Source organism: Streptomyces sp. NPDC050564 (genome assembly GCF_044457265.1).
GTDB lineage: Bacteria > Actinomycetota > Actinomycetes > Streptomycetales > Streptomycetaceae > Streptomyces.
Genome location: NZ_JBITGS010000032.1, coordinates 58,433 through 77,667, shown reverse-complemented (window position 1 = coordinate 77,667; position 19,235 = coordinate 58,433). Strand labels below are relative to the sequence as shown.

At 69.8% G+C, this 19,235-nt stretch carries 16 protein-coding genes and 1 pseudogene; 9 read left to right on the top strand and 8 right to left on the bottom strand.

Translation table 11 applies throughout. The annotated features are described in order from the left end of the window. Positions 1–430: 430 nt before the first annotated feature. From ACIBK0_RS38450 to ACIBK0_RS38435, 4 genes are all read right to left on the bottom strand, one after another. Positions 431–973, bottom strand: a complete 543-nt coding sequence (locus ACIBK0_RS38450; protein WP_399090497.1) for an MFS transporter — start codon at positions 971–973, stop codon at positions 431–433. Between the two features lie 97 nt (positions 974–1,070). After that, entirely contained in the window at positions 1,071–4,007 is a 2,937-nt protein-coding gene (locus tag ACIBK0_RS38445; protein WP_399090494.1) for a hypothetical protein, read from the bottom strand. A 2-nt stretch (positions 4,008–4,009) separates the two neighbouring features. Then, positions 4,010–5,893: an HSP90 family protein gene (locus ACIBK0_RS38440; protein ID WP_399090489.1), complete on the bottom strand. Its 1,884-nt coding sequence runs from the start codon at positions 5,891–5,893 to the stop codon at positions 4,010–4,012. Between the two features lie 55 nt (positions 5,894–5,948). Next, entirely contained in the window at positions 5,949–6,935 is a 987-nt protein-coding gene (locus ACIBK0_RS38435) for a hypothetical protein (protein ID WP_399090485.1), read from the bottom strand. Positions 6,936–7,689: 754 nt separating this feature from the next. On the opposite strand from ACIBK0_RS38435, the gene ACIBK0_RS38430 reads away from it, so the two are divergent. The 5 genes from ACIBK0_RS38430 (at position 7,690) to ACIBK0_RS38410 (ending at position 10,823) form a co-directional block, all read left to right on the top strand. Further along, positions 7,690–8,412, top strand: a complete 723-nt coding sequence (locus ACIBK0_RS38430) for an FAD binding domain-containing protein (RefSeq protein ID WP_399090482.1) — start codon at positions 7,690–7,692, stop codon at positions 8,410–8,412. 211 nt (positions 8,413–8,623) lie between these two features. Further along, positions 8,624–9,121, top strand: coding sequence for an N-acetyltransferase (locus ACIBK0_RS38425; RefSeq protein WP_399090479.1), 498 nt, complete (start codon positions 8,624–8,626; stop codon positions 9,119–9,121). Between the two features lie 249 nt (positions 9,122–9,370). Continuing rightward, positions 9,371–9,733 carry an ArsR/SmtB family transcription factor gene (locus tag ACIBK0_RS38420; protein WP_399090476.1) on the top strand — a complete coding sequence of 121 codons (363 nt, stop codon included), beginning with the start codon at positions 9,371–9,373 and terminating at the stop codon, positions 9,731–9,733. Further along, on the top strand, positions 9,730–10,263 hold the full coding sequence (locus ACIBK0_RS38415; RefSeq protein WP_399090473.1) for an SRPBCC family protein: 534 nt from the start codon (positions 9,730–9,732) through the stop codon (positions 10,261–10,263). The genes ACIBK0_RS38420 and ACIBK0_RS38415 overlap by 4 nt, the downstream gene beginning before the upstream one ends. Positions 10,264–10,298: 35 nt before the next feature. Further along, entirely contained in the window at positions 10,299–10,823 is a 525-nt protein-coding gene (locus ACIBK0_RS38410) for a TIGR03086 family metal-binding protein (protein ID WP_399090470.1), read from the top strand. A gap of 567 nt (positions 10,824–11,390) precedes the next feature. Here ACIBK0_RS38410 and ACIBK0_RS38405 read toward each other — a convergent pair. The 3 genes from ACIBK0_RS38405 to ACIBK0_RS38395 all read right to left on the bottom strand — a co-directional run bounded on the left by ACIBK0_RS38405 (position 11,391) and on the right by ACIBK0_RS38395 (position 14,071). Beyond that, entirely contained in the window at positions 11,391–12,761 is a 1,371-nt protein-coding gene (locus ACIBK0_RS38405; protein ID WP_399090467.1) for a PQQ-binding-like beta-propeller repeat protein, read from the bottom strand. Continuing rightward, complete coding sequence (locus ACIBK0_RS38400; protein ID WP_399090464.1) at positions 12,758–13,303, bottom strand: SigE family RNA polymerase sigma factor; 546 nt, start codon at positions 13,301–13,303, stop codon at positions 12,758–12,760. Before ACIBK0_RS38400 ends, ACIBK0_RS38405 begins: the two co-directional genes overlap by 4 nt. Before the next feature lie 534 nt (positions 13,304–13,837). Beyond that, a complete protein-coding gene (locus ACIBK0_RS38395; RefSeq protein ID WP_399090461.1) occupies positions 13,838–14,071 on the bottom strand; it encodes a hypothetical protein in 234 nt (77 codons plus the stop codon). A gap of 66 nt (positions 14,072–14,137) precedes the next feature. On the opposite strand from ACIBK0_RS38395, the pseudogene ACIBK0_RS38390 reads away from it, so the two are divergent. Beyond that, positions 14,138–14,407: pseudogene (locus ACIBK0_RS38390) on the top strand (FAD-linked oxidase C-terminal domain-containing protein); the annotation flags it as partial. 220 nt (positions 14,408–14,627) lie between these two features. On the opposite strand, the gene ACIBK0_RS38385 reads toward ACIBK0_RS38390, so the two are convergent. After that, the gene (locus ACIBK0_RS38385) at positions 14,628–15,629 is read right to left on the bottom strand and encodes a LacI family DNA-binding transcriptional regulator (protein ID WP_399090458.1); all 1,002 of its coding nucleotides are present in this window, start codon (positions 15,627–15,629) and stop codon (positions 14,628–14,630) included. Positions 15,630–16,022: 393 nt separating this feature from the next. On the opposite strand from ACIBK0_RS38385, the gene ACIBK0_RS38380 reads away from it, so the two are divergent. From ACIBK0_RS38380 to ACIBK0_RS38370, 3 genes are read left to right on the top strand one after another with little or no spacing between them, the layout of a single operon-like run. Beyond that, on the top strand, positions 16,023–17,357 hold the full coding sequence (locus ACIBK0_RS38380; RefSeq protein WP_399090455.1) for an ABC transporter substrate-binding protein: 1,335 nt from the start codon (positions 16,023–16,025) through the stop codon (positions 17,355–17,357). Positions 17,358–17,364: 7 nt separating this feature from the next. Continuing rightward, the gene (locus ACIBK0_RS38375) at positions 17,365–18,321 is read left to right on the top strand and encodes a carbohydrate ABC transporter permease (protein WP_399090452.1); all 957 of its coding nucleotides are present in this window, start codon (positions 17,365–17,367) and stop codon (positions 18,319–18,321) included. Next, positions 18,318–19,175 carry a carbohydrate ABC transporter permease gene (locus ACIBK0_RS38370; protein WP_399090449.1) on the top strand — a complete coding sequence of 286 codons (858 nt, stop codon included), beginning with the start codon at positions 18,318–18,320 and terminating at the stop codon, positions 19,173–19,175. The genes ACIBK0_RS38375 and ACIBK0_RS38370 overlap by 4 nt, the downstream gene beginning before the upstream one ends. Positions 19,176–19,235 lie beyond the last annotated feature (60 nt).

Here is a 19,235-nt window from a genome sequence, read left to right as displayed (position 1 = left end):
CGCTCAACTGGGCCGTCGGCGCTGCGGGCAGAGCGACCACGTCCGTCTCGGGTGAGGGCCTCACCGGTCCTGCCGGGGAGGTCGGTGCTGGACGCGGGCCGGCCCCGAAGGCGACCGGCCGGCCGAGAACGTCGTGCACTGGCATCGATGCATGGGCACCCACGAAGTGCAGGCCGGCCAGGGCACACTGGTGGGACATCACGCAGCGGCGGGTAGTGAGGCGCGCACCTCACTCGTGATCCGGTGCCCTGCCCTGTGCACAACGAGCCGCGGCATGCACAACGCGCCGCTCAACGGGCCATAGCGCGCGCAATCGCCAACTGGCCCGTTGCACGGGCGGCGTGAAGCGTCGGGGACGAACGGGGCGACGGCCTCCGCACCAGTCCCCGACGCTTGCGACGGATGGGGCCACTGCATCCGACCGGCGCTGTCAGGCCGCTCCCCTGCCGGGTATGCGCTCCCGCACCATCGCGTGCAGGCCGACCGAAACTGCCATCACACCCGCCGCCGTGAAGACGCCCGGCGCCCAACTGCCCGTCGCATCACGCAGGATGCCGCTGACGACCGGGCTCGCCACCGCGCCGATCTCGGCCACCAGATCGAACAGGCCGAACAACTGGCCGCGGTGCTCCTCGGCGGCCAGGTCGCCCAGGATGCCGTGGACGATCGGCTGCAACGCGTTGAAGAAGAGGCCGGAGCAGAACAGGATCAGGCCGAGCAGCAGCAGGGACGGCTTGCCGTCACCCAGCAGGCTCACCCCGAACGCGACGGCGAGCACCGTGTGCACCGCCGCGCAGGTCACGGCCAGCGGCTTGCGGCCCTTGCCCGCACGGACGCGGCGGTCGGCGATCCAACCGCCCCCGGGGAAGCCGAGGATGCCCGCGCCGACGTTGAACGCGGCGGTCAAGGCCGCCGCGCCGAGGCTGCTGTGGGCGCTCTCCGCGACGATCTGCACCGACCAGAAACCCCGCATTTGGACCGGCGGACATATGCGTCAGCGCCACGACGGACGGACCCACCCACCGCCCCCGGTGCCAGGGCGAGTTGGAGCCTCGGCACCGGGGCCCGCGTCACTCCTCGTCGCGCAGCCGGGCCGCCAAGGAGGTCAGCGGCTCGGTCTCCTCTGTGTGGCCCAGTGCGGTCAGGCGGGAGATTGCCGCGTCGAGGCGAGTGAGGGCGGGGGCGGGGCGTTTGAGGTAGATGCCCTCCACGGCACCCGCGAGGCGGACGCACTCGGCCCACTCGCCGGCGTGGTCCTGCTCGGGTCCCGGCTCGCCGAGCAGGGCGAAGTCCTTCTCCAGGGCGGACAGGGCGTCCTCGTACTCACCGGCGTAGGCGTTGACCCGCCCGTGTTCGTAGGCCAGGGCGGTGTCCAGTGAGCGGCCGCGGGCCTCGTAGTCGGCGGCGCGGGCCTCGTCGGCGATCCGGCCGGCGTCGGCGAGGTGGGCGAGCGCGGCGGGGAGGCCGTCGGAGCCCTGTTGCTGGGCCTGGAGGCGGGCGAGTTCGCGTAGGCAGTTGCTGAGGTGCTCGTAGCGCGGGGCCCGGGCGTGGGCGGCGAGTGCCTGGTCCGCAGCCTCGCGGGCTCGTTCGAACTCGCCGGACTCGCCGAGGAGTACGGCCGTCTCCGCGGCGATCATGGCGTGGCTCCCCGCGTCGTCGTCCCAGCCGGCCGACTCGGCCGCGAGGGCGACGAACTCCGTCGTGGCGGCCTTGAGATCCTCCCCCGCGTGCAGGGCGCGGGCGCGGGTAAGGCGCAGCTGAGCGATGAGTCGGTCGTCCAGCTCTTTGGCGGCAACGTCCGGTTCGGCCAGGAGGGAGTCGAGCAGAGCGATGCAGTCCTCGATGCGGCCCAGGTCCAGGCTGAGCTGGGCCGCGTTGCTGTAGGTGCAGAACGCGTCTGTCCGGCTGCCGCGGCGAAGGTCCAGCTCCGCCGAGCGCGTCAGGTGCCGCAGTGCCTCGTCGGGGCGGCCCAGGTGCATGCAGGCCTCGGCCAGATCACTGTGGAAGCGGCCGGTGTTGACCGCGTCGGCCGGCCAGTCGGCGGCCAGTCGCAGACCTTCGGCCAGGTCCGCGTGCGCCGCCTGCGCGTCCTGGAGGCCGAGCTGGAGCCGGCCACGCAGTCCGAGCGTGCGGGGCACGTGCCAGGCGGGGCCATGCACCTTCAGCCGGTCGAGTAGGCCGTCGATCTCGCTGACCGCGGTGGGCAGATCGCCGGAGAGGGCGTGGGTGCTGGCCCGCAGCAGCAGGGCGCCGGAGATCTGCCCGGCGATGTCGTGCCGGGTGGCGAACGCATGCAGCAGCTCCACCTCGGCGAGGACCGGCGCGACGTGCTCTTCGCTCCCCGACGTCTGCAGGCGCAGGCCGAGTACGGTCGCCCGCAGCTGCAGGAGGCGGGCCTCTTGGTACGGGGCGAGGCCGGCCGTCTCCTCGTGCAGGCGGGCCATGGACGCGTGAGTGGTGGTCAGCGCGGCGGCCTTCGTCTCGGCTGCGTGGGCACCCTCCGCCGCGGGGATTTCGGCAGTGGCGAGCAGGGCGCAGGCGTGGGCGAGCGCCGCGTGAGCCGGCATTCCGGCGTCGTCGTACAGGCCGGCGGCCTCCTCGTGGAGGTCGGCGGCGACGGCGAACTCGTCCTTGTGGCCCGCGCGGCTCGCTTCGTTGTCCAGCAGGTCCGCGCGCAGCTGTACGAGCGGGCCCACGGCCGGGTCGTCAGGGTGGGTGTAGTCGCGGGCGGCGACGAGCGTGCGCAGCCGCGCCCAGCAGGCCTGTGCGTCAGGGTGCCCCTGCTCGTCCAACGCCCGTGCCTGGAGGATGAGTTCGGGCAGCGAGTCGGGGACGGCGGCGGCCGTACGGGCGGCGGGCGCGGCAACCGGGGCGGCCGGAGCCACGTCGTCGAGGCTGCGGGTGCGCAGGGTCAGTTCCAGCGCGTCCAGGAGTGGGGCACGGTCGAGGCGGGCCCTGCGGCGGTCGGTGTGGGCCGTGGTGCCGTTGCGGGCGTCGAAGCGGGCCGCGAGGTCGTCGGCACGGTCCCGCACCTCGGCGCGCAGACCGGCCACCGTCCAGGTCCGGCCCGCGTATCCGGCGGCGGGCAGTTCGCCGTGGCCGAGGAGCTCGACGCGCTGGAGGAGGACCTCCACGCCGGTGAGGAAGTCGAACAGGTCCTGCGGCGAGTCCACCTCCTCGAACAGGCTCCGGTTCTCGGCGAGCAGTTCCAGGCCGCGGGCCTCGTTGCCGGTCAGCGCGCAGAACTCCAGGTGCCGGCCGACCTCTCCGGACATCGAGGGATTGCGGCGGCAGGCGCGGTACCCGGTGAGGTGCAGTTCCCGGGCCCGGTCGGCGTCGCCCGTGCGCAGCAGCGGCAGCAGCGCGTACGAGACGGAGCGGGCGGGCTCCTCCTGGCAGGATTCCTTCCCGGCCAGGACGGGCTCCCACGTGCGCAGCGCCCGCTCGTCGTCGCCCGACGCGAGGTGGCACAGGGCGCGCTCGCAGATCTCGCAGGCCTCGCAGTCGCTGAGCCGGCTGCGGGTGCGGCCGGCCCACAGTTCGTACGCGAGGGCGGTGTCCTCACCGACGTGGGCGGCCAGCTGGTACGCCTGGCCGTAGTACGGCTGGAGATCGAGGTCGGCCTTCACGTACCGGTCGCGCATCTCCGTCAGCCACTGGCGCAGGCTCTCCAGCGGCACCTCCGGCAGCGCGCGCAGCGCGTTGGCCACCCACTTGAACCGCCAGAAGAGCATGTGGCGCAGGCGCTCGTCGAAGACGTCGGGCTGCTCGTCGAAGAGGTTCAGCAGTCGCGCGAAGACGACGGGCGACTTCCGCGGTTCGGCGCCGTAGGTGTAGGCCTCCTGGAGTTCCAGGAGGGCGTACGCGAGCGGCTCCGGCTCCCCGAACTGCTCGGCGGCGTCGACGAGTTCCTCGGCCGTGACGGTCCGGGTGCGTCCGTACGGGCGCCGGTCGTTCTCGCTCAGGGCCTGGAAGAGCTCGTCGGTGGTCTGGGGTGCGGTCGGCATCGTCAGCTGTCCTTGCGGAGGGCGTGGGCGAGGAGGTCGAGGAAGGAGCGGTTGATGAGGCTCGATTCGGCGGGCCGCAGCGGGCGCCGGGACAGCATCGCGGCCTGCCCGTAGAGGGCTTCGGCGCTGGTGCGGGCCAGTTCCGGCTCGTCGATGATGACGGCGGTGCGGACCAGCGGGTTGAGCTGGTTGAGGATCAGCTGGGCCCGCGGGGCCTCCTGGCGCAGGGCGCCGAGGATGTCGCCCCACAGGCCGCCTTCCTGCTCACGGGCGAGCTGGGAGCGGGTGCGCTCGTGCCGGGCCTCGCGGCTGTCGACGAGGAGGGCAGGCGCGGAGGCGGGCTGGAAGGCGCGCAGCGCGACGTCGCAGTCGAAGACGGCGAGGGCGTCGCGGGCCAGGGCGAGATAGGCCGCGGCGGCCAGTTCCGTCTCCCGGTCGACCGGGTCGAGATGGGCGGTGAGGGTCGCTGGGTCGAGGTCGGCGACGGTGTTCTCGGGCCTGATCTCGGGCAGCCGGTGGACCAGTTCACGGTCGTACGTGTAGCCGCCGTTGACGACGCCGAGCCCGGCGGCGGAGGCGATCGCGGCGACCTGCCGGAACTCTTCCACGCTCGACGTCACGAGCACGGTGCGGTGGGTGCGCGCGAACTCGTCGAGGGTGGCATGCCCGTCGGTGGTCTCGAACGGCAGCCAGGGCAGCAGCATCCGCAGGATCTCGTCGTCGTGCACCGCCAGCGACTTCACGGCCAGGTGGTGGACCTGGAGGAAGCGGGCGAGCAGGTCCGGGTCGCTGGCGGCGGCCCGGGCGATCCACGCGCGCAGCCGCTCGGCGAGGGCGTCGCGGACGGCGGCGAGGGTGTCGTCCTCGTACAGGGACTCACGGGACGCCGTCGGGCGCAGGCTCTCGGCGTCGACGACGCAGCGGACGAAGAACGCCCACTCGGGCAGGATCTCCTCGGCCTGCTCGGACAGCAGCATGCCCTTGACGTGCACGCGGTGGCCATGGCGGCGCCCGGCCGGTACCGCCTCGGGCAGCACGCACGCGATGCCCTTCAGTCCCACGGCCGGCAGGTCCAGCTCGATGGTGTCCAGCGGCGTGAACCCGAAGACCTCCTCGCCGTACGCGGCCAACGCACGGGAGCGGGCTCCCGGCGTGGGGTGCGTACGCGCCCAGGGTGCGGGCTCGGCGTTGACGGACGCGCCCGGGCCGCCCGTGCCGTCGTCGAAGGTCACCGGGTGGCGCAGCAGTGAGCCGAAGTGCCGGGCCAGCGAGTGCACCTGCGTCGGCCGGGTCCACTCGCCCGCGTCGGCGCGCGGCGTCAGCGTGACGGTGGTGCCGGGCCGGGGGCGGGCGGAGGCCGGCAGGGTGCGAACGGTGTAGATGCCGTCGCCGCGGCCCCGCCATTCCACGGCGGGGGCGTCGGGGGTGCGCGCGGAGCGGCTCAGGACGTGGATCTCGTCCGCGACCAGGAAGCAGGAGAGCAAGCCGATTCCGAACTGGCCGATGAAGTCGCCGCGTTGCTCGGCGATCCGCCCCCAGCCTCGAATGGGCTCGTCCGAGGGGACCCCCATGGCGCGCTTGCTGCTGCGGCCGATCGTGGCGAGGAAGGTGTGCACGTCGGCCTCGGTGAGACCGACGCCGTCGTCCTCGACGCGTACCACCGAACCGTCGGCGTACAGGCGGATGCCGAGGGCGTCGGCGGGGGCAGCCGGGTCGAGACCGTGCCGGGCGGTCAGCGCGTCCACCGCGTTCTGCAGGAGTTCGCGCAGATAGACACGGGGGCTGGAGTAGAGGTGATGGGAGAGGAGATCGACGAGGCCGCGCAGATCCACCTGGAAGGTGCGGTCGGCGCCGGCCGGGTTCGCGGCGGTGTCGGGCAGAGTCATCGGGCAGTCCTGGGAGGGGCGACGGTGGCGGGCGGGACCAGGGATCGGCGTGCGCTCAGGCGCGGCGGTGGTGGCGGGCGAACTGCTTCTCGGGCTCCGCGAAGTAGGTCCAGGGCCATCTGGTGTAGGCGCCGTCGAGCGTTTGGAAGACCCGCCGGACCGTGTGGCGCTCACCGGCCAGCGACAAGGCCATGGCGAACATGTTGAAGTCGTGCTGCCAGCCCGGGCGACGCGCATAGGCGGGGTGGAGGATGCTGTGGTCGGCCGCGTTGCGCAATTCGGCCTGGATCTCGGAGGTTTGGAGGCAGTCCTCACCGTCCGACTCGACCCAGTCCTCAATGTGCGCCATAGCGACCACGCAACCCAGGCGGTGCCCCTGCGGGGCCCGGGCGAGCGCGTCGCGGGCGAACGCCAGGGCCTGGCCGGGCTCACCGCCCCAGCGGGGCTGCAACTGCGACACCCACTCGACGTGGGTCTCCAGGTCCAACGGGTCACGGCGCAGGGCGGCGTCGAGCCGCGCCTCGTTCACGGCGGGGCCCAACGACATACCGCGGCCGGAGGTGAGGAGGCGGCGCCACGGCGTGACCCATTCCGGCCGCAACTCGGCGGCCTCGAGCAACTGCTCCTCGGCGATGTGGAGCCGCTCACGGAAGACCCGCCACTGCTCCTGCGTGACATTCACGGCAAGCGCGGTGGTACGCGCCTCCCAGCCCCAACTGACGTGGCGCGTCCCGGATATCAGCAGGGCCGTCGCCCGGTGCTCCTTGTCCTCCTCGACGGCCCGGCCGATCCAATCCTGCACACCGTCCAAGTCGGCCAGCTCACCCAGGACTTGGTGGTCTCGGCCGACATCGAATGGGGCCAGCGCCGCCTTGACCGCCTCCCAGTCACCAGCGTCGGCCGCCTCCACCAGCGCGAGCACCCGGTCATCCCCCAGCGCGCGCAGCGTGTACATGCCGTTCTTCTGCCTGCGCGGGACGGGAAGGGCGTGCGAATCCGCCTCCGGTCTCGCCCCACCCCTGCCGAACAGTTTGCCGAACATGCTGCGCCCTCCCCTGGTCCCGCGTGATCGTCCGGTGCAGCATAAGCGGCCCCGCCGACACCGCTTCCACAGAGTTCTCACCAGCGCTTCTCGGGCCCTGCCGTAGGTACGGATGCGGCCGTCACGGCCCTGGACGCTCGCCAGCGCGGCAGGCACGCCGTCGGTGTGCACCAGCGTGTTCAGGTCCTTCTGGACGGAGTCCGGCCTGGCGTCGGCAAAACGCCGCGGGCGGCGTCAGGGCGCTCATCGTCATGACGCCGAGGGCCACCGCGGCCGCGGCCGGCACGACTCTGCGCCGACCACTCCGCCGCCCGGACGAACGAAACCTCTGCCATGCCTGCTCACGCACGAGTGAACTCCTACGGATTCATTGGGAAACCGGCTGCCTATGCCGGACCCGGCGTCTCGGGATGCGAGCGCGCGGGACGATCGTGCTACCCGGTCAAGTCGTGGTAGGGCTAACCTCCAGCACACTCAGTCGGCGGGGAACGGGGCAGGGGACGCCTGGGTGTGATGGCAGCATCAGGAGAGCGGACGCGACGGAGCCTGGAGTCGCCGACTCCGACCCGTCGGACACGCCCTTGCCGTCGCCGCGACGGTGAGGGTGTTCGCGTTCTCGAGGGGCGCATGGTGGGAAGTGGTGAGCCCTGTATGCGCCCCCGCGTGCGTGGGCAGAATGCGCCATGTCGGCGGCCACATGGCTGAGACATCGTGGCACTCGTGGCCAGCGTTCGAGGAAAGCAGGTCGGCTCCCGTGCTGTTGCGTCTCCCCACGTCCGTGTCCGAAGCGCAGGAGTGCCTCGCCGAAGGGGCGGTGCCCATCGGCGGCGCCACCCTGGTGTGGGCCGCCTGGCAACGGGACGGCTTTCCTGAGCAGGCCGTGTCATTGCGTGAAGTGCCGGAGGCCAACGTCATCGGACGTGAGGTGCTGGGTTCGGCTGTGATGCTGCATCAGGTCGGAGGCCCCGTAGCGGAAGTGCTTCGCCGGGCGGCGGCCTCGGTGGGGACGGGAGCGGTGCGCCGGACGGCCACGGTCGGCGGCAACCTCGTGGGCAGCACACTGCGCTGCCTGCTGCCCCCGGCCCTCGTGCTGGACGCCCGGTGCACCGTGCTCGAACCGCACACCGTCTACGAGACCGATCTGGCCGAGGTTGTGGCGAAGCGCCATCTCCTGCTCAGCCTCCGCTGGCGCGAACCGATCGCCAGCGGCTACCGCAAGCTGTCCGCAGAGGCGGGTGAAGAGCCGCCCCTCGTCGTCGCCTGCGCCGTGCACGCCGACGGCGACGCAGGCAACCGCCTCCGTGTCGCCGTCCGCGACGGCTACGAGGTACTCAGCGCCGGCACCGCCTACGACACCGACGCCGAGCAAGTCCTCCACGCCCTGCAGGGCACGGAGCTCGGTTCACTTCACACCACGGCTCGGGACGTCGTCCGCCAGGAAGTCACCACCCTCCTGGACCGTCTGACCGACCAGTGAAGGCCGTGGCCGGGGGTGCCGCACCGCCCAATAACGCCCGGCTCAATGGCGGGTGACGTGCCGGACTGCCGACTGCCGACTGCTGACTGCTGACTGCTGACTGCTGATCGAATGGCCCGTCGGCGCCGAGGCACCTACCGATGACTGGGTGTCCTGCCAGCCCGCGTCCGCCTCGATCATCCCGCGCCGACCGGTTGTAGCCTCAGCCCTTGTGAGTTGGCTGCCTGACGACTTCGTCCACCCCGTCTACGTACCCGTGCCCGACACCGCGCTTCACCTGCGGCCGATCCGGGAGGCGGACACCACGCTCGACTACCCCGCCGTCATGGGCTCCCGAGAGCGCTTGTGGGAGATCTTCGGCCCGGCTTGGGCTTGGCCCAAGGAGACGATGACTTACGAAGCGGACCGCATCGACTTGCTGCGGCACGAGAAGGAGATAGCCGCGCACCAGTCGTTCAACTACGCGCTGTTGGACGAGGAGGAGACGGTGATCCTCGGCTGCGTCTACATCGACCCGCCTGAGCGCACCGGCTCCGACGGAGAGGTCTCCTGGTGGGTGGTGGACGACCTCGTCGGCGGCGAAGTGGAGCGCGCGCTCGACGCGCTGGTGCCGCAGTGGATCGCCGCCGACTGGCCCTTCCAGCAGCCCCGTTGTCTGGGCCGCGACATTACCTGGCAGGACTGGCTCGCGCTGCCGCGCGCCTCGTGACACGTCCGGGGCGGTGCCTGGATCGCGTCTTTGGAAATTGTCTGAGGGTTGCGTGGATGTGCCGCTGACGGATGCCCAGTCGGCGTGGATCGAACCGTTGCTCCCCGACCGGTCGCCGCGTCGGGGCCCGGTGACGCGATCACCGACAGGTGATCGAGGACGCCCCGCCGCTATTCAACCGATTGGTTGACAACCCGGAACCTCGAACCTAGGGTATTTAACCAATCGGTTGAATATGCGAGGTGAGACGTGACCGACGGCCGACTGTCGCTGGTGTTCTCCGCACTGGCCGACCCCACTAGACGCGACATCGTGGCCCGGCTCGCCGCAGGGGACGCCACGGTCAACGAACTGGCCGAGCCCTACGACGTCACGGTGCAGGCCGTGTCCAAGCACATCAAGGTCCTGGAGGACGCCGGTCTCGTCAGTCGCAGCAGAGTAGCCCAACGGCGGCCCTGCCACCTCGAGGCAGAGGTCTTTGACCTGATGACGAAGTGGATCGAACGCTATCGGCGTGAGGCGGAGGACCGTTACCGCCGCCTCGATGCCCTCCTTGAACAGATGGGCGAGCGGCCGGCGACAGGCACCCCGACAAAAGAGGCGGCATCATGAGCACCACCGACGCACACCACCGCAACGAGACGCGGATCGTGGCCGACCCGGACCTGCCCACCATCCTGATCATCCGGGAGTTCGACGCTCCGCCGGAGCGCGTGTTCCGGGCGTACACCGACCCCGATCTGGTCATCCAATGGCTCGGCCCGCGTCGGCTCACGATGGAGATCGACCAGTACGACGCGCGCACGGGTGGCTCCTATCGCTATGTCCATCGCGGCGACGACGGAACCGAGTACGGCTTCCACGGTGTGTTCCACGAGGTGCGCCCCAACGAGCGCATCGTGCAGACCTTCACCTACGAAGCCTTTCCGGACGGCGTCAGCCTGGAGACGGCCGTGTTCGAGGACCTCGGTGGTCGCACCCGTGTCACCGGCAAGTCGCTCATGGACTCCATCGAAGCCCGCGACTCGATGCTCAGGAGCGGCATGGACTACGGCGTCCGCGAAGGCCACGAGCGGCTTGACGAGCTGCTCGGCGGCCAACGCGGCGACAGAGCCGACCGACACACCGAGACGGGATCTTGATGATGGCGAGAACAGCAGCCGATGAGCATCGCACCGTGGCACGCGCGTTCACCGACCGCGTACACGGCACGGATCCAGAGGCATGGGACAACCCGGCACCGTGCGAGGGGTGGGCCGCCCGGGACGTCGTCCGTCACCTCGTCGAGTGGTTCCCCGACTTCCTGAAAGCCGGCGCCGGAGTCGAACTGCCGAAAGGACCATCGGTGGACGACGACCCGGTGGCCGCCTGGGCGAAGCACCGCGACGGGGTGCAGGCCCTCCTCGACGATCCCGCCACCAAACACAAGCTGCTGTCGAACCCGCACATCGGAGAGATCCCACTGGACCAGGCGGTCGACCAGTTCTACACCGCCGACGTCTTCATGCATACCTGGGACCTCGCACGGGCCACCGGCCAGAGCGAACACCTCGATCCCGCCAAATGCGCCCAGTTGCTCGAGGGGATGCTGCCGCTCGACGACGTGCTCCGTGCGAGCGGGCAGTACGGACCGCGGGTCGAGGTGCCGGAGGGTGCCGACGTCCAGACTCGCTTGCTCGCCTTCATCGGCCGCAAGCCCTGACGAGCGCCGGGCGCACGACACGATCGGCTTGAACAGCGAACCCGGGTACGGGATCGCTGTCATCGCCCTCCGGATCCATCAGCATCGGCTTGCCCAGCCGTGGACCGATGTCCCGCGGGATGCGGCAGGGGAGATCGAGTCGCTCCTGGCCCGGAAGCTCCGGCAGGTCCACCTGGAAGTCGGTCCCTCGCTCGGCCAGGCCATCGCGGTATCGCAGGCCGTCCGGCCTGCCCAGCCGCCGATGCCCGACCGCAAGACCAACGAGTACGCCGAACCTCCGGCCCCGCCGCCAACGGCGAGCGAGCCCCGGTGGCACTTCGACCTCGGCCACGGCTGGTGCACCTACATGCACCTACACCTTCTTCGAACAGTGCCGACACCGAATGGCCTGCGCGCGGCGGAGCGTACCGCTGCGCCGCGGCACCCCCGCTTGCGAGACAGACGAATCGAGCAGGACCCCAGCCTGGGCCCCGGCGCTGAACCGTCGTCCCCGCCGGCCGCACTCCGCGGCGGGCGCGGGACCCGGGTTCCCCCGCCGGGGCCCGCGCGGCCTCCTCCCGCCCCTGGCTACGAACCCGCCTTGGGCAGCACGGGCTTGATCCGGAAGAGCTCGCCGCCGATCTGGCCGATGAGGCCGTGATCGTAGACCATCAGCTCCGGAGCGATACCTCCCTCCGCCGGGCTCTTCGGCACGTGTACCCGACCGCGCCAGCGCACCGCACCGCTGTCCAGGTCGAGGCCCACCAGATGCCCGGACGGATCGAGGTAGTACGCCACCCGGCTACCAAGATCGACCGCGGCGGCAGAGGCCAGTTCCCTCATCATGGGGTCGCGCGAGTCCTTGCGCAGTTTCAGCCCGAGGTCGCGCGACCACAGGCGCTTGCCGCTGTCGGCCGAGTATGCGACGGCGCTCCCGTTCCGGCCGGGCGCCAGGACGATGCCGTCCGCGACCACGCCCATCGGCGGGCCGTCGACGCGGTGTTGCGACACCTTGCCCGAGCTGAGGTCGACGCGGGTCAGGGTGGCGGGCCCGGGGTCGCTGGAGAACCTCTGTCCGCCGGCAATACCGCCCAGCAGCACGGCATCCCCGTCCGAGCCGAGGTAGGCCGTCGGACCCTTGACGGTTGCCACCGTCCGGGGCTTGCCGGTCGCCGGGTCCAACCGGACGACCGTGCTGCGTTGCGGGGCTTTCTCGCTGTCCGGCGAGCACATCAGGTACGGGACGCCACCGATTGTGGCCCGGTCGCAATCGGCCTGCTTCCACGAGTACGTCCACAGCGTCCGGCCCGTCTTGTCGTCCAGCGCGACCACGCTCTTGAAGGTCGGGGCATTGGCGAGGATCCCGCCGTCGAACAGCACGGCAGAGGCCCGGTTGCGGCTGTCGTCGGCCAACTCGTGCTTCCACAGCACCCGCCGACTGCCGATATCGAGGGCGACGAGGTCGGTTCCGGCTCTGGGCGCCCCCGGGGCGTGATCGGCGTAGGTGTACAGCACCCCGTCGCGGACGCCGGGCAGCGATCCTGCCGGAGAACTGCCGCCGTTGACGTCCTTGGCCTTCTGCTGCCACACGACCTTGCCGGTACGGGCGTCCACGCCGATGCCGTCGTACTTCACCCCCCGGCAGTAGACGGCACCAGGACCGGTGGTGCAGGCGTCCCAGGACTTGCCGGGCAACGTGGTCTGCCACAGCAGCTTGCTCTGCTTGCTTACCCGCGAAGCCGGCGGCTGCGCCCCGTTGTCGCCGCCCGTATTGGTGACAAGGACCGCGCCGAAGGCAATACCGGTGAGGCCGAGGGCCGCGCCGGTGGCGCGCACGAGGGTCCGCCGTCGGCGGCGGCGCACGATGCGGTCGGCGATGTTCGCGGGAGCGCTGGTGTTGTCGGGGGTCCACCTGTGCAGGACGTCCCGGATCGCGCGGTCCAGCTGGTCGGCGTTCATGTGTGGGCTCCCTTCGGCGAGTTGATGCTTGGGGCGGCGGCCTGAGCCGGGGCACCCAGCTCCGGTGCGAGACTGCGCAGCCGGGCCAGCGATCGATGGGTGGTGCTGCGCACTGTGCCCACCGAGCAGCCCAGGGCGCTCGCCACCTCTGTCTCGGACAGGTCTTCGAAATAGCGCAGTACGAGCATCGTGCGCTGCCGCGGGGTCAGCCGGGCGAGCGCCTGGCCTACCGTGATCCGTAGATCGGCGGCGGACGTGCCGTCAGCGACGCCGAGATCCTCCGGCGGCGCGGCGAACGTCGCCTCGCGGTGCGGACGACGCAGCCGCCAGCGGCTGATCTGGTGCCGGTACATCACCTTGCGCACGTAGCCCTCCGGGTCGTCGATATGCCGCCAGCGACCCAGCGCCTTCATCAGAGCGATCTGCACAAGATCCTCGGCCTCGTGCCGGTCGCCGCCGGTGAGCAAGTTCGCCAGGCGCAGCAGCGCGCTCCACCGAACGTCGACGAAGTCCCGGAATCTCTCGTGGTCCTGCGGGTCCATGGGCCCTCCCGTTCTCTAACGCTCACAAGGACGCGCGGGCCACAGACGATCTATGCCTGCCGTTCCGGGTTTCTTCCGCCGGACTTTGCTCGCACGCTTCCGATCCCGCCTTGAGTCCCACGGCAGCAGACAAGCGACGGCAAGCCGGCCAAGCGACCCGAAACCCCCGATCCCCACCGCCACCTTGAAGATCTTGCCCCACAGGTTTTTGCCGGTAGCTCCGGGCGGGGAGCCAACTCGAGCAACTCCGAGGGACTCCAGACCAATTGGCGGCCGGGTTCCAGCAGGCGCCATCAAGGCGGGGGCGTCCCAGGTCACAGACGAGTGGTGAACCGGCCATCGAGCAGTTTCCGCAGCCGGCCGCGGGTGACCGCCTGACCAGCTTTCCCCGCAGCGGATCCAGCTTGGCCCGGACCCTGACATCCACTCCCGGCACCTCGCCGACCTGCCGCGCCATGACCGGCCCGGCGGTCTTCCGCACGGCGGCGAGGATGCGCTGGTATTCCGGCGGGAGCGTGACCTCCTCCGCACCCGTCACGCCTGCGGGACCGGCATCACCGCCAGTCCACCCACCTGCCCGGCCGTCGGCGCGGCCGGGACGCGCTCGTGGGCGAGTTGCTTGCTCATCCGCTCAAGGACGCGTTCGGCCAAGGCGAGTTCGTCCCGCTCGCCCCGCACCTCCGCCAGCTGCTGGGCCAGCTGTTCTTCGAGTTCGCCCCGTGCCGTACGCCGCGCCGCGATCCGTTCCAGCAGCTCGGGATCCGGCATGCACCGGATCGCAGAAGGCCGCCCGGTCGCAGCGAGCAGGAACCGGCGAGCTGCTCCGCCAGACGCGGCGCCGCCCCCTACTTCACCGTGCTCGCGGCCGGCCGCCCCGGCGACGAAGTCGCTGTCTGGGACCACCTCAAGACCGTCGCGAGCGACGTCCTCCACCGCTACCGAGCCACCATCACCCACCACCACGCCGTTGGCCACGATCACCGCCCCGCCTACGACCGCCAGCGCCCCCAACCCTTCGCTCTCGCCCTGCACGCCGCCAAACGTGCCCTCGACCCTCACCACATCCTCAACCCTGGTGTACTCCTTGATGAGCGTGTGGAGTGAGGGCCGGCGGAACGCAGACCGGATCACACCGACAACGCCAACTGTCGCCCGTCGTATGCCCTCACCTGGCCGACGTCGGCGGGGTCAGCGGCTCGCAGGATGGGCTGCGATGGTCGGCGACCGGCAACTGGCCCCCGAGACGACGCCATGGCGACGGCATGATCCGCAGCTGAGCCCGTTGCATCGAGTCAGGGCGCCGGCGGCGACGTCTTGGCGGCGCCTATGCCGATTCCCGCAGCTGCAGCTCTGCTGTGACCACCAGTTCGTCGCGACTGAGCGGAGTGCTTCGGGTCAGCATCCGGGCGGCCTGTTCGACGGCGAGCGCACCGAGCCCTCGGGTGTCCAGGGCAACGGTGGACAGCGGCGGCTCGACCAGCCTTCCGAGCTGGAGGCCGTCGAAACCGATCACGGCAAGGTCTCGGGGAATCTGCCGTCCGAGCCGGCGCGCGGCACGCAATGCTCCGATGGCGATGATGTCGTTGAACGTGAACACGGCGGTCACGTCGGGATGAGCGACGAGTAGTTCCTTGAGTGCGTTCTCCCCGCCCTCAACGCTCTGGTCTGCGCGGCTCACCGATCCGGCGTCCAGTCCGCAGGCGTTCATCGCGCCGACGAACCAGTCGTGGCGGATGCTCGACTCGGACCGGGCGGCGTGATCAAGCATGCCGATGCGCTGGTGCCCCGACTCGACCAGATGCCTGATCGCAGCGTGGACGCCCTCCTCGCCATCGATGCGGATCGCACTGAACCGCTCGACGTGGTGCTCCCGGTCGATGAGCACCACGGGGAGCCCCCGGGTCAGTTTGTCGATCTGGTCCTCCGGTTGGCTCAGGTATCCCACGACGGCATCCACCTGCGAGGCGATCACCTCGAGCGTGCCCCGCTCTTCCTCGATGCGGTCACCGGTGTCGTACACGACAACGTGCCAGCCACGTGCCCGCGCCGCGTCCAGCGCGGCAGCGGCGACTTCGGTGAAGAACGGGTTGAGCAGATCGGGGATCACGAGCCCGACGCTGATCGTGTCCTGCCGGACGAGTCCCCTGGCGAACCGGCTCGGCCGGTATCCCAGCGCGAGGGCGGCATCAAGGACGCGCTGCTTGGTGGAGATATCGATCTCGCCCTTGTCGTTGAGCGCCCGCGACACGGTTTGCCGGGACACTCCGGCGCTGCGGGCCACATCGTCGATCGTCACCCTTCGGGTGCCGGTCCCCGACGACGCCATCACTCACCTCCGCGTATGTGTCGACGCGGGCGCGTCGCAGGGACACCGAGTATGCCCCGGGCTGAAGCCATGGTGCGACCTTACGGGCGGGCGCTTGATGATCTCGACCGGGCAGAAGTCGGCCGAAGGGCTGCCGACTTCCATGAGCCAAAACCCGAGGCATTGCATGAGGCCACCTCGCCTGTCGGGCTCGTGCGTGACTCGAGAGCCTTGACACTCCGCTGTACCGGAGCGCAGACTCCGAATCGCTCCACCACCATACTCCCGTGAGCGCTCCCGTGAGCGCTCACGGGAGCGCTCACGGCCTCTTATTCCAACCAGAAGGCATCCGCCTGAGGTGTCATCGTCGACCCGCCTAGCACCCGCCGCTAGTCGTTCTCTGGAACGGAAGATATGAGCAACACAGTCACGCGCACTCGTCTCGCCGTCGCCGCCGCGGCCGCCAGTATCGCCGTACTCGCCGGGTGCTCGTCGCCCGCTCCGTCAGGCAAGGCGTCCGCAGCCTCCTGCGCGCCCGCCAAGGGGAAGGTCACTCTCCAGTACTGGAACACCGTTCCGGGCATGGACAAAGTCGTCGCCCTGTGGAACAAGAAGAACCCGAACATCCAGGTGGAGACGAAGAACATCTCCAACGACCAGTACGGCACTCTCGGCAACGCCCTCAAGGCGGGCAAGGCGCCGGACCTCGCGCAGGTCGGATACGACGAGCTCCCCAACCTGCGCTCCCAGAACGCCTTCGTCGACGCCTCGGCCTGCTCGGCGGCCACCGCGGCCAAGTCGAAGTTCGTGCCGTGGACCTGGTCGCAGACCAGCTTCGGCGGCACCGGCGTGTTCGCCCTCCCGCAGGACACCGGCCCGATGGCGCTCTACGTGCGCAGCGACATCTTCAAGAAGCACGACATCGCGATCCCCAAGACCTGGGACGAGTACGCGGCGGCCGCGCAGAAGCTGCACAAGGCGGACTCCGGTCTCACCATCACGTTCTTCGACCCGAACAACGCCGAGTGGTTCAACGGGCTCCTCTGGCAGAACAGCGCCGAGATGTACAGCTACTCCGGCGACAAGTGGCACGTCACCGTCGAGTCGGAGCAGAGCAAGCAGGTTGCGGAGTACTGGCAGAAGCTGATCTCCGGCAAGCTCGTGCGCACCGACCTGGCCAACGGTTCGACGCAGATGTACGCCGCGTACCAGAAGGACCAGATCGCCAGCTACGTCGGCGCCGCCTGGGGCTACAGCATGTTCCGCGACAACCTGCCCAAGCAGGCCGGCAAGTGGACGATCGTCCCGATGCCGACGTGGGGCTCGAACGGCGCGTCCGGTGACTGGGGCGGCTCGACCGTCGCGTTCATGAAGGGCGGCAAGCGCCTGTACGAGTCGGTGAAGTTCAACACCTGGCTGAACACCGACCCTGAGGCCCTCGCACTGGAGAACGAGCTGGGCGGGCTCTACCCCGCGGCCAACGCCGGGCTGCAGCTTCCCGCGCTGTCGAAGGGTGTTCCGTACTACAACAACGAGAAGATCTTCGACGTCTTCGCCGCCTCGTCCAAGGACATCGACACCAGCTTCGCCTGGGGTCCCACCCAGAAGACGGTGAACCTGGCGCTTCAGGACGCGATGGCCAAGGCGGCCGCCGGCGACGGAACGCTCGCCGATGCGCTGTCGGCCGCCCAGAGGACCGCACTGAAGTCGATGAAGGACCAGGCGATCCCGGCTACCGCGGGCAAGTGATCGCAGCATGGCCGACACCGCAACCCGGGCAACTCCCGCAACCCGCGTGAGGGCGTCACGCGGGGGGCGCCGCCGTCTCCATGGCGGCGGCCCCCGCGCGGGCACCATCGCCGCGTTCCTGACCCCGTTCTTCCTGCCGTTCGTGCTGTTCTACCTGGTGCCGATCTGCTACGCGCTCTGGCAGAGCTTCCGCGCCGTGCGCCGCACCGGAGGCCAGTACGGCACGTCGTACACGACGTTCGGCGGATTCGAGCAGTACGAAAAGGTGCTGGAGAACACGGAGTTCTGGTCCAGCATCGGACGCATCGCACTGTTCGGCATCGTGCAGGTGCCGGTCATGCTGTTCGTCGCGCTGATCATGGCGCTGCTGCTCGACACTCCCCTGCTGAAGATCAAGCCGTTCTTCCGCATCACGGCGTTCATGCCGTACGCCGTGCCCGGCGTGATCGCCGCGATCATGTGGTCGTACCTCTACTCGCCGCAGCTCAGCCCCGTCGTCGACCTGCTCAATGACATCGGCCTGCAGCCGGACTTCCTCGGCCCGGGCGCGGTGCTGTGGTCGGCGGCGAACGTCTCCACCTGGCTGTGGACCGGCTACAACATGCTGATCATGTATGCGGCCCTGCAGTCGATCCCGCAGGAGCTGTACGAGGCGGCCAAGCTCGACGGCGCGAGCAACTGGGCCACTGCGTGGCGGATCAAGGTCCCGATCATCGCCCCGTCGATCGTCCTCACCACCGTGTTCTCGATCATCGGCACCCTGCAGCTCTACGCCGAGCCGGCCGTGCTGCGCCAGATCTCCTCCAACATCTCGAGCACGTTCACGCCGAACATGCTCGCCTATGCGGTGGCCTCCGGGAACAACTACCAGCAGGCAGCGGCGATCTCCGTGGTCATTGCCGTCATCACCTTCGTCTTGAGCTTCGGGTTCATGCGACTGACCTCGAAGAAGGCCGGACTGTGAGCACCCCTTCCGTGAACCGTGAAAGCCGCCTCAGCCGCACGGCCGCCATGGCCGTGATGTTCCTCCTGGCGATCTACTTCCTGCTGCCGATCTACTTCCTGATCGTCGCGGCCACGAAACCGCAGGGCGCTCTCGCCTCCACCAACGGACTGGCCTTCTCGCACTTCAACCTGCTCGAGAACCTGCGCATCCTGTTCACCCGCAGCGACGGCATCTTCGGCCGGTGGGCCCTCAACACCGTCATCTACGCGGTGCTGGGCGCGGCCGCCGGAACCCTGATCTCCGCGCTGTGCGGGTACGCACTGGCCAAATTCCCCTTCCGGGGGCGCGAGTTCTTGTTCTCCGTCATCCTCGGCGGCGTCCTCGTTCCCACCACCGCCCTCGCGCTCCCGCTGTTCCTGCTGTTCTCGGCGACCGGCATCGTCAACACCTACCTCGCGGTGTTCCTGCCCAGCATCGTCAGCCCGTTCGGCGTCTACCTCGCGCGCATCTTCGCCAACGCCGCCGTCCCCCAGGAGCTCATCGAGTCGGCGCGCCTGGACGGCGCCGGCGAGTTCCGCACATTCTTCTCGGTGGCGTTCAAGCTGATGACGCCGGCGCTGGTGACGATTTTCCTGTTCCAGTTCGTCGCCATCTGGAACAACTTCTTCCTGCCGATGGTGATGTTGCAGAAGGAGTCACTCTTCCCCGTCACGCTCGGCCTCTACGAGTGGAACGGTCAGACCGCCCGTGCCCCGCTCCTGCAGGAGTCCGTGATCACCGGCTCGCTGGTGTCGATCGTGCCCGTGATCATCGTGTTCATCCTCCTCCAGCGGTTCTGGCGCACCGGGCTCGCCGCCGGCTCCCTCAAGTGACCGCATACCGCCGCTCTGCGTTCTCCGCCTCTCCCCCGCCAGCACAGAAGGTCCCTGTCG